Below are 11647 nucleotides of genomic sequence, written 5' to 3'. Positions count from 1 at the left end.
CAGGCGTTAGGGGTGCCGGTATTAGAGTATTTGCCCTATGCGTTCTTTTGTTATTTGTCATTGCTATTAACACTGCTATTTGGCTTTACGGGGGTGACGATTAGTCGGGTGCAAAAAGAAGTAAAAGTCGTCGAAGCATAATAAATGATGATGTATAAAAAAGGCGTAGTTCATATGAACTACGCCTTTTTTTGAATGTACAATCTGTATTTATTGATCTGCCGTTTGCGCGTCATCGCGCTTCACCACTTTATGCTGATCCTCTGTGCTATCGACTTTCCAATAACTAGACACATATAAATGCGTCTTTGGTACGTCGCGCTCCACTTTGAAGTATTGACGTAATACACGCATACTATGGAACTCACAAGCCGCCCAAACCGCAGGCTGTCCTTCAAGCCAAGTCAATGATTTGACGCCGTCAAGTAACGGGCTGCTGTCTGCATTTGGATGGTTGTTGACCACCCAGTGAATCTCAACGTTATCTGGTTTTTTGAGTGATTGCTGGTCTGCCTCAGTCGTCACCTCAAGCACAGCATAGCCGCGAGCATCTGCAGGCAATTGTGCCAGATTGACCGTGATCGCTGGTAGCGCTGTCATATCACCGACTAACAAAAACCAATCGGCGTCATTGTTGATGAGTTTTTTTGGACCAGGACCGCCTACCAATACTTGATCACCAGCTTGAGCATTACGTGCCCACGTTGATGCAGGGCCTGCAGCCTCATGTAATGCAAAATCAACATCTATCTCATCATCACGCTGAACGCTGACGGTATAGGTGCGGACCAATGGCCGAGCATCCTCACCTTGAGGAAACATCAGTTTGATATAGGCGCTTTCTTGATCTACGGGGAAATCAATCAGTCCAGCCCCGCCAAGCGTGACGCGGCACATATTTGGGGTGAGGTATTTGCTACCGATAACATCGAGTAATCTAGGGGTAGGTTTTGCCATTTGCTATGTCCTTCTTTTGTAGCATGTAACGATAGTGCTCAAAGCATGGTTTATTGTCGCCTGATAGCTTATAAGGCTAGCATATTGCTTTGATGATCGACTATCTTAAAAATGTATGGGTAAAAATGGTTCTAGAAATTGGATGATTTTATTAATAACCGTCTTGTTAAGTTTAAAAAATCAAGTTTAAAAACTGGCTTTTAAGCTGACCGACATTTGACGCTCAGGCCCCATCCAGCAGTTCTCGGTATCATAACAAGCACCAACATAGGTCTTATCAAACAGATTGTTGATACTCGCGCTGACAGCGAGCATGGGGTTGATTTGATAATTACCGCCAATATCGACCAACGTCACGCTTGGCAGCTCATCTGAGTTTTGCCTGTCAATCTGTATGCCGTCTTCGTAGCGAATGCCAGCATTGAGAGTGAGCTTGTCTGTCGCATAGTAGTCGGCCCATAGCGTGGCTTTGTGCTTGGCCGTTTGGGCAGGGGTGTTGCCGACCACATCAGGGTTGAACTCATCTTCGGTAATTTCAGCATCGGTGTAGCTGTAGCTTGCCGCGAGATCTACCCAGTCATTGAGCATATGGCTGCCTGATATCTCAACGCCTTTTGACTCAATCTCACCCGTTTGAACTTTCTGTCGATAGTCAGCGGGGTTGGTTACGACGACATTTTTCTGTGTGATATCGAATACGGCAAGCGTTCCTTTAGTCGCACGGTCTGGTGATAGATATTTGACACCAGCTTCGAGCTGATCTGCAGTGCTAGGTTCAAACGGTTTATTGGTAATAAAGTTGCTACCAACAACGGGTTGGAATGACTCTGAATAGCTAAAAAATGGTGATAAGCCATTGTCAAAATCATAGATCGCAGCGAGACGGTCGCTGGTCTCTGACGCATCATTACCAAACGTCTCATTATTATAAACGGCACCTTGAGAGGCGTCAGTTTGCTTAGTCGTACTCTCGAAGTTATCGTGACGCAGTCCGGCGACAACGGTCAAATCTTGCCATTTCATTTCGTCTTGCACATAGAATCCAAGCTGGCTTTGTTCGATATCTTGTGTCTGCCGATAGGTATCCAGCGGTAGCGTAGCCGTATTTATCTGTGAGAAGTCTGGATTAGACAGGTCAAGGTTTGGCGTACCATTTGCGCCCGCATCATAATAAACCGCATTGCTATCTGTCTCTTGATACTCAGCACCAAACAATAGATTATGTGAGGTATTGGCAGTATCGAATGTATAGGCCAGTTGGTTGTCCGTGGTCCAGTTATTCATGTTCTCATCAGTGGTATAGGCGACGCGATTGAGAACCGTGTCACTACCTTCTACAAACCCTCTATTATACATATTGCGTTGCTGCGCTTCGGCATCGGTATAGCGCGTGATGTGTTTAAAGGTCAACTGATCATTGATGTCCCAGTTGACGGTGACACTTGGCATGAATACTTCTTTACTAAAGCGATTCCACTTATCGCCTGCATAGGCATCACTACTCAATTTGCCATAGCTTGCCTTGTAGACGGTGCCGACAGCAGGTAATGGGGTAGAGGGCACCATTTCTGGATCGTCTTGATAAAAGAGGTTAGCAAGTACAGACACATCATCAGTCGCCTGCCACGCAAGCGACGGGTTAATCAACAATCGCTCTTCTTCTGTGGTCTGCATCTGACCATCTTTTTGTCGCTTCAACGCCACCAACCGATAGTTCAGCGTATCTGTGATAGGGCCTGTGCTATCGACAGCCACTTCTTTTAGATTTTGATTACCCAGTCGTAGCTGTACTTCATTTTCTTGAGTGCTCTTAGGGGCTTTGGCGACTTGGTTAACCATGCCGCCCGGTGCTGCATAGCCGTATAGCGAGGACGCTGGCCCTTTCACCACTTCGACCGCTTCAGTCGCATAAACATCGACTTGTGGCATCAGATTCCAAGCGCCATCGTAGGGCAGTCTGAGTCCATCATAAAAATTTGAGTAGGTTTTAAATCCACGAATGTTGTACTCATCAAAGATAGATACTGTGCCGCGGCTTTCAGTGCTCACGCCTGGCTCATAACGTAGAGCCGCATTGACACTATCTGCTTGGCGTTTTTGCAATAAGTCTTGATCGATTCTGGTATAGCTCATTGGCGCATCGTCTGGGTCCAATGCAGTTTTGGTGCCAGTACTGCGATAGCCATCTGAATAAACGGTAATCGTATCCAAGGTAGCTGATGGCCCAGCAATCTCAGTAGTCTCATTGTCCTCAGCTTTATCGTTCTTAAGCGCGCTTTCAGTGCTGGTATCAATGCTATGGCCGATATTGGCTTCAATGTTGTCTGCGCTGTTATTTTTGAGGCTATTCAATATATTTTCAGCATAAGCCGAGTGACTTAGACCCATTGCTAAGCCCAGTTGCACTGCTAGCGTTAAACGTTTTTGACGACCAAATCTAGACGTTGAGACAAAGCGCATTATATTTCCTCGTGAGTTGTTATTGAGTGTCAAAAGCAAAAGAAAAGGAATAATAACATTAATGATAATAATTATCATTTAAATTTTACAAATAAAGCGCTTTTAGAGAGACTGCTGCTTAGCAAGAGCTGTACTGAGTGGTTAGAGGTAACAGATAGCTGGGATAATTAATATTTATAAAAACAGTAGCTTAAGATTAATAATGCTATATAAAATGATAATTAGTGTCATGACCGATGGTGTTTAAATGACTTTTCTCGTATCATGCTCGCGTATATCTGAGCGTAAGTAAATAAGTAAGTACTGTTAAATACCGCTATTGATAGATCTATGTTGTTTATCGAGCCATCAGAGTTGCTAAAGGTCATATTTATGAACGAACCCATACGTCAATCTACCAACAACCAACGCTATTTTACGGTATGGCGCTGGCATTTTTATGCAGGAATGTTTGTCGCGCCTTTTTTAATTATTTTAGCGTGTACCGCCCTCGGTATGCTGTTCATGTCCAACACCGCAGGCCGTGATAATGACCGTCTAACTGTCGCTATACCAGAGTCGACGGTTCAGGCTCCTATCGCGACGCAAGCAAAAAACGCGCTAAGCACGCTACCTGACAGCACACTGATAAAATATATTGCACCGCGTGATACGGATACGGTTGCCTTGTTTCAGATCAAGTCAGTAGATCATGACAATATGGTGGCAGTGAACCCTTATACAGCCGATATTGTTGATAGTCGTCCTGCCAATAGCAATCTGTACTATACCTTTGACAATATTCATAGTGATTTGCTATTGGGTAAATTTGGTGATTATCTGTTAGAGACGGCTGCTTCATTAACGATTTTGCTGATATTGTCTGGCTGGTATCTATGGTGGCAAAAACGCAGATCAATCAAAGCTATGCTTATTCCTAATGACACTACGCCTAATAAGAAAAAACGCTCATTTATCCGCATGATTCATGGATCACTCGGTAGCTGGATATCTGTGTTGCTGCTGTTTTTTTGTATATCAGGTATGGCGTGGGCAGGTGTATGGGGCGAGAGAGTCGTGCAAGCATGGAGTCAGTTTCCTGCAGGGAAATGGGGCGTGGCACCAGTGCCTGTCTCTATCGACCACAGCCAGCACCATGCGGGTATGGATATGGACAACGCCAATGCTGCGCCGCACGTTCATGGATCGACGCCCGCTGTCGTACCTACGCATGGCAGTGTCTTGAACTCGGGCACCGCCAAAGAGGTTCCTTGGGTGCTCGAATTGACACCGATGCCCGTATCTGGCACGACTATGGGGAAGGATGGTATTGCGCCTAATATACCCATTATGATTGATACCGTAGATCGATTTGCTCATGAAATTGGGTTTAACGGGCGTTATCAATTAAATCTGCCCCAAGGCAGCACTGGCGTTTGGACGCTGAGCCAAGACTCCATGAGCTATGATATGAAGAGCCCAACTGCTGATCGCACGGTACATATCGACCGCTATTCGGGCAATATCTTGGCGGATATACGCTATGATGATTACAATGCCTTTGGTAAGTTTATGGCGGCAGGTCTCACGCTACATATGGGTACGCTCGGCTGGTGGAGCTTACTGGCCAATGTGCTGTTTTGTCTGTCAGTGATTGCCATGTGTGTGAGTGGCTATGTCATGTGGTGGCAGCGTCGTCCGCGTCATGCCAGTGAGAGCCGCGGCCTCAACCCGCCAGCACGTGGGCAGCATTTTACCGTTTGGTGGCCGCTCGCTATTCCTTTATTGGCAGTGGCTATCATATTCCCAACCGCCATTATTGCGATTGTAATTATTGCGCTATTAGACTTTTTGGTGATTTCTCGCGTTGGGTTTTTGCAGAGATTATTAAAATAAATAAATAGTGCAAAAAGTTATTCTTATCTAAAAAAGCGGGGCATCTTGTTAAGAGATGCCCCGCTTCTGTTATTACCTGTGGTTGACTCTGTACTAAGCGAACACTTACGCCAACATGGCAATGGCATCTTTACTGGCACGCTGTCGCTCTTCAGCATTGAGCTCAATGAGGCGGCCTTGTTTCATTAGCAGTAACCGGTCAGCGTGCTCAAAGTAACCGTCATCATGACTGATAATAAATAGCGTTTTCCCCAGCGCTTTTAGCTCAGGTATCAGAGTCTGATAAAAAACGCGGCGAAACGCAGGATCTTGGTCCGCGGCCCACTCATCGAGTAGCAAGATATCTTTTTGTTCAGCGACCGCGATAAGCATGGCCAAGCGTTTGCGTTGTCCTTGCGATAGCTTATCGGTAGACAGCTGGTTATTAACCACACTTATTTTGTCTTGCAAGTTCAACTTATGCAGCCACGCATTGACTAGTGCTTCGTCTGGCTGCTGTCCTTGTCTGCCAATCAATTGCTTAAAAATATGCTGATCGCTAAAAATGGCAGAATATAGCTGTCTATAATCAGCATTATTCTGTGAATCAACGGGCTGTTTGTCGATAGTTACCGCACCTGTGGTAGGGGTGAAAATGCCTGTGACAATCTTGGCAAGTGTCGATTTGCCGCTACCATTCGCCCCGATCAGAAACACCACATCGCCTCGTTGTAGCGTTAGATTGACGTCTTTTAAAATATTACCAGAGCGATCGCTGTCTTTGGCTATTAATGTCTGAGCATCGATATCGCTGTTATTACTGACACTGCTATTACTAGCATTGTTATTCGAAACACTGTTATTGGAAACATTGTAGCGATAGTTAACATCAGTTAGCGAGATGGTTTGCCAGTGTTGACTGGTGTTGTCCGTTCTAAATAAAGGTTGGTACTCAGCCAGTGCTAGCGACTGTATTTTGTCTAAGGCGACTTGAGCCGTTTGTAGTGTTGGATAAGCACCGACGGCATGGAGCAACGGTGACTGCATAAATAGAATCGTTAAAGAAAAAGTGGTGGCGATGCCCATCGAGATGCCGAGATAATTTGACACGGCAAATATCACACCAATCGCGGCGAACATCATAATGTTAGACCAGTTCACGGCTGATAAATGATACGTGTCTGATTTGATGACGCGCTCTTTGTATGATTTTGCATGATCTAAAAAATCATGCGTGTATATTTGTTCGGCGCGGTGATGGTTTAACGCCAGCTCTTTGCGACCATCTATGATCGATTGATAGTCTTGATACAGTGCATCGTTGATGTCTCTGATGGCTCTTAGATGGTGATACACATGCTTGACCAAAATAGTGCTGATCCAAATCGTCATCGCAATCCAAAACATGACAATCAGCAGTAATGGTAGCGACAGCCAGCCCAGATATAACCCCACACCAAAAGACAAGATAACGCCTTGTACCAACTCTGGCATCCGCACAAAGGCGACGGTAATAGATTGAATATCTGAAGATAGACTTGCAAGTAACCGTGCACTACCCAAATGGTCTATCTGCGGGACGGTGGTATCGATGATTTGTTTGACCAGCTTGGTTCTGAGCTCATAGACAAACTTGTGCCCCAAACGGGTGAGTGCATATTGCGATACAAAGGTAGTCACGAGCAATAGCAGCACGAGCAGAGCAAACTGCCCTAAGCTCGACCACGATAAGGTATTGAACACGGGCTGACTGATAAAGGTTTGATTGATATAAGCAATGATACCCACACTGACGGCAGCATTGACTAAGTTGAGCAAGATGACTTTTAGAAAGGGCAGACGATACTGTGCCCAAATCATATGGTGTAGAGAAACGCTGGCACGAGAGGACATAGTGACTCAGTAATAGTATGAATGTTTGATAGCATAAAAGGGCATAGGTAGCCCTAAAGCGTGTTTATAACTTCTAATAGCAAGACGGATGCAGACAGACCAGATAAACTCAATGACTTTAACGAGGTTGAAAAGCGAGAGATCATGAAAAGGTTAAGACGAAATAAAGCAGAATATAAGCGAGAGGGTTGCATGAATGTTTCCAGCGCACGGTTAAATCCCTATTGTATTGATAATCATTTTCATTATCAATATTATTACGGAGTCAATGCTAAATATATTTTCAGGTTAAAGTTTTAAGTGCGTTATTTATTTTGCCAAAAGCGGCCTTGTTTGCTCAATTTTTCTTTTTAAACGGCGCCTCCAATATCTACGAATGCTGAGGTAGATTATTCACTACTTTAAATTTCAATTTCTTAGTTTCCTAAGCTCCTCTTAAGGTTCGTTTGTTGTAATAGCGGTAGAGCAGACGATGTGATGCCGAGTCTAATAGCGGTATCTTGCCTAGATTCGATATTTAGCAATCATCTCGTCAAAAACAAACGAACCATTAAAGGAGTGACGGCCATGACCCAGAACAGTACAATCAATCCGATGCACGAGCCTGATATATCATTATCAAATGCTCCTAAAACTCGACAAGTACGAGTTTGGAATATTTTGGTCAGAGTGACTCACTGGACAGTGGCGGCTGGTATCACTGCCAACTTGTTGTTTACCGAAGAAGGCAGTGAGCTGCATCAATATGTCGGTTATACCGTGGTAGGGTTAGTGATTATCCGTCTACTTTGGGGATTTGTGGGTACACGTTATGCACGTTTCAGTGACTTTTTCCCCACGCCGTCTCGTATTAAACATCACTTATCTGATTTGAGTATTCGCCGTACAGATGAGCAGCATTTGGGTCATAATCCACTGGCTGCTATCATGATGTTTGCGTTATGGGGCGTGATTATAGGATTGGGCATGAGTGGTTATCTGATGGAAGCCAAAATTTTTGGTAGTAAAGATATCCTTGAAGAAATCCATGGAATACTGGCCAATAGTTTATACTTGCTAGTGCCGCTGCATATTATCTCTGCGATTGCCATGAGCTATTGGGAGCGGCAAAACCTCATCAAGTCGATGATAACGGGTAACAAAACGGTGACGACACGCCGCCCATAATAAAAAAAGACAATAGAGTACATAACCTAATAGGACACTCATGGCACGCATACTATTAATAGAAGACGATAACAATATCGCTGAAGGCCTCGTTGTTGGCCTAAAAAGCCATGGCATGATGGTCGATTGGTTTAGTGATGCCAAGCAAGGTGAGATGGCACTGCAAGAGGATATGTTTGACGCGGTGCTCCTTGATCTGACCTTGCCCAGAGGTGATGGCATGACGGTGCTACAAAACTGGCGATACAAACACTTAGACACGCCGGTATTGATCATTACCGCCCGTGATGCGATTGCCAACCGTGTGGCTGGACTCAATGCGGGCGCCGATGATTATCTGGTCAAGCCATTTGCACTAGACGAAGTGGTTGCTCGCCTGCAAGCATTGATACGGCGCAGTCAGGGACGTAGCCAGCCTGAGATTCGTTATGGCGACGTCGCTTATTGGCCGCACAATCACCAAGTTACTTATCAAGGGCAAGTCGTTGAGCTGACCATCAAAGAAGTGGCGATACTCGAGCAAATGCTGACCCATCCCAAGCAGATTCATAGCCGCGCAAGTTTAGAGGACAAGCTCTATGGCTGGCAACAGGATATTGAGAGCAATGCCATTGAAGTACATATCCATCATTTACGCAAAAAGTTGGGCAATGATTTTATTTTAACCAAACGCGGCATCGGCTACTATCTCAATCCAGCACATAACCATTAATACATTTATAGTCAATTTGGCTTTCAATATACAAACCATATATGAGCAACACGTGAGCTTATGAAAAGTATCCAGCAGCGACTGTTCATCTCCTTACTCATTGGTCTGCCTTTGCTATGGCTTGTCACGTCGAGCTTTATTGCTTGGCGGTTGTGGCACGAAATCAATGAGATGAATGACACACAAATCACGCAAGTGGTTCGTTACTTGATGGGCATCTCTGCTGATGACAGTGATCCAAAAGAGATGGATTCAAAAGACGGGAGTCCAAAAACTGTAGATTCAGAGAATAGTGATCAAGAAGACGATGACGACAGTCATCATAATCAGAAGAGCGAACATGCTGCCAAAATATACAATTTAAAAAGCAAAGAGCTGTCAGGTGATCTTGGTGATGCGGAAGATGACTATATGGGCTTTGCGATTTGGGATAAAGAGGGCCGACTATTAATGGCTGATGAAAACGGACAGTCGTTTTCTTTCCTACCAGATCAGCGTGGTTTTGTGGAAGAGGACAACTCTGCTTATCAGCGTCTTAACCCCTTTAGCAAACGTTGGCGGTTATTTTATGCGCACGACGACTATCATAGCGATGATATGCATGAAGGGCGTGTGATTGCCATTGGTCAAAATCTTGATTCTCGCCGAGAAATGATTGTGGAAGCGATGTCTGTACAAGTACTGCCGATGTTAATTGGGCTGCTTTCCTTAATGATCTTGACTATCGGATTGATAAGACACGGACTGATGCCATTAAGTCAGATTAGCTCTGAGGTAGAACAGCGCAAGCCACAAGACGATCGTCCGATCACAGCAGACGTCCCACAAGAGATTCAGCCTTTAGTGACCGCTTTAAACGTGTTGTTTGTTAAAGTGGCAGATACTTTGGCACGTGAACAACGCTTTACCGCTGATGCCTCTCATGAGCTGCGTAGCCCACTGGCTGCGCTCAAACTACAAGCCGATCTTTTGCAGCAGCAGCTATTACAGCTGTCGGGTATAGAAAACGACAATCAACTGTTTTATCACACGCTAAAAATCAGCGATGGTATTGAGCGCGCCACCCATTTGGTCGATCAGTTATTGGTTTTAGCCAAAATAGAGCCGCAACAGCAGTTGCCTCCTGAGCAATTAGAACGTCCAGACTGGCTGATGCTCACCGATACTGTGCTGAGTGACGTCAACCGTTTAGCTCGTGAAAAACACATCCAATTAAAACGTACCGTACACTGCGATAATCCTGCCGATATTTTACCCATTCTGATCAATCCAGTGTTGTTTAAGCTATTAATCCGCAACCTACTAGACAATGCCATTCGCTATTGCCCAGAGGGCTGCCAGATCGAACTGCAGTTAGATACTGATAGTATCAAAGTGGTGGACAATGGCCTGGGCGCAGATCCAGAGCAGCTAGCGCGCCTGAGCGAACGCTTCTATCGTCCAGCCGGTCAAACCCAAATAGGTAGTGGGCTAGGACTGTCAATCGCCAATCGAATTGCCGATCTGCACAACCTCACTTTAGCATTTGCCAACCGCCCTCAACCAGAAACAGGCTTTGTGGTAACAGTTAAAAGTAAAAACGCACTCTCAAAACCGTTATAAAAAATTAAAACATACTGTCTTAAGCTTAAGTTAATATTCATCGCGTATGCTCCTAGTATTCCCTAATAACGGTATACGGAGTACAACCTATGAGCCTACCTCTTTTAAGACCAGTATTATTAACTGTCAGTGCGACTTCCTTAGTATTCTTTGGTGGTGTTATTGCCTTAGCGGTGCAGTCTCCCGAATCGGCTGTCACCTCATTATCACCTGATCTTATCGCTCAAAATACTAACATCAAACCTAATGACTTATCCTCATCAATGCAGCAATTACCTCTTGCTGCACTGACTCCTGCGCAAGCGACAGCACTAGCAAAACAAGACGCGCCCAATGCGATATTGCAAGCCAATCCAGAGCTTATTAACTATAACGGCACAGTCGCTTATGAAGTGCTATTAGATAATAGCGCCACTTATATTGATGCCAACTTAGGCACGGTTCTAAATCCGGTCGCGACCAATAATTATCGTGTTGAGACTGTCTATAAAGACTACGACGATGATGACCAAGATGAGCATCATGATGACGATGGGGACGAAGGTGAAAAAGCTGGAAAATACCGTGACGAGGATTACAAAAAGAATGGTTATCTAATCGCAACGAGCTACAAGCACCATGAAGAGGAAGGTGATTATGATGACTAAGACGAAATCAACGACCCAATCAACGCAAAAGAAACCTGCCAATAAGACGAGCAAAAAAGCAGATCCTTTTGCCTTTTTGAAAAGCAGTATCATGATTGCCTCGATTGCAGGCACGATGGGCGGATGGTTATTTTTGCTTAATGAAGAGACAGACAGTCCATCTGTGGACGCCAACACGTTAAATACGGCTGTTCCTGCGAATGATGAGTTGGTGGTTGCCTCAATACCCATTGTTGACATCACCCAACTGAGGAAGGTCAATGAAGCTGCGCCTGTAGAGGCAATCACAATCGTTGCCCGTACTCGTTCTTCTCGATAAGTAAGCAAGTCGATGAATAGAAATGAGCCACAGTTG

The 11647-nt window shown here is 44.9% G+C and carries 9 protein-coding genes; 6 read left to right on the top strand and 3 right to left on the bottom strand.

Annotated features, from left to right (window positions below; all coding sequences use genetic code 11):
- Positions 1-210 precede the first annotated feature (210 nt).
- Entirely contained in the window at positions 211-957 is a 747-nt protein-coding gene (locus tag QO189_RS08050; protein ID WP_371532319.1) for a siderophore-interacting protein, read from the bottom strand.
- Positions 958-1143: 186 nt separating this feature from the next.
- On the bottom strand, positions 1144-3417 hold the full coding sequence (locus QO189_RS08045; protein ID WP_371532318.1) for a TonB-dependent siderophore receptor: 2274 nt from the start codon (positions 3415-3417) through the stop codon (positions 1144-1146).
- A gap of 372 nt (positions 3418-3789) precedes the next feature.
- On the opposite strand from QO189_RS08045, the gene QO189_RS08040 reads away from it, so the two are divergent.
- Positions 3790-5292, top strand: a complete 1503-nt coding sequence (locus QO189_RS08040) for a PepSY-associated TM helix domain-containing protein (protein WP_371532317.1) — start codon at positions 3790-3792, stop codon at positions 5290-5292.
- Positions 5293-5397: 105 nt separating this feature from the next.
- Here the strand turns inward: QO189_RS08040 and QO189_RS08035 are convergent, their stop codons facing one another.
- Positions 5398-7164, bottom strand: a complete 1767-nt coding sequence (locus tag QO189_RS08035; RefSeq protein ID WP_371532316.1) for a multidrug ABC transporter permease/ATP-binding protein — start codon at positions 7162-7164, stop codon at positions 5398-5400.
- 567 nt (positions 7165-7731) lie between these two features.
- Between QO189_RS08035 and QO189_RS08030 the strand changes: the two genes are divergently transcribed.
- From QO189_RS08030 to QO189_RS08010, 5 genes are all read left to right on the top strand, one after another.
- Positions 7732-8331 carry a cytochrome b/b6 domain-containing protein gene (locus tag QO189_RS08030; RefSeq protein WP_371532315.1) on the top strand — a complete coding sequence of 200 codons (600 nt, stop codon included), beginning with the start codon at positions 7732-7734 and terminating at the stop codon, positions 8329-8331.
- Positions 8332-8371: 40 nt separating this feature from the next.
- Positions 8372-9043, top strand: a complete 672-nt coding sequence (locus QO189_RS08025; protein WP_371532314.1) for a response regulator — start codon at positions 8372-8374, stop codon at positions 9041-9043.
- 60 nt (positions 9044-9103) lie between these two features.
- Entirely contained in the window at positions 9104-10645 is a 1542-nt protein-coding gene (locus QO189_RS08020; RefSeq protein ID WP_371532313.1) for an ATP-binding protein, read from the top strand.
- A gap of 89 nt (positions 10646-10734) precedes the next feature.
- Positions 10735-11292 carry a PepSY domain-containing protein gene (locus tag QO189_RS08015; protein ID WP_371532312.1) on the top strand — a complete coding sequence of 186 codons (558 nt, stop codon included), beginning with the start codon at positions 10735-10737 and terminating at the stop codon, positions 11290-11292.
- A complete protein-coding gene (locus tag QO189_RS08010) occupies positions 11282-11611 on the top strand; it encodes a hypothetical protein (RefSeq protein WP_371532311.1) in 330 nt (109 codons plus the stop codon). Before QO189_RS08015 ends, QO189_RS08010 begins: the two co-directional genes overlap by 11 nt.
- The last annotated feature ends 36 nt before the right edge of the window (positions 11612-11647 follow it).

The sequence above is a fragment of the Psychrobacter sp. Arc29 genome (assembly GCF_041431175.1).
In the GTDB taxonomy this organism is placed as follows: Bacteria; Pseudomonadota; Gammaproteobacteria; order Pseudomonadales; family Moraxellaceae; genus Psychrobacter.
Note: the sequence above shows the minus strand (reverse complement) of the source record. Positions and strands in the feature narration are given on the sequence as shown.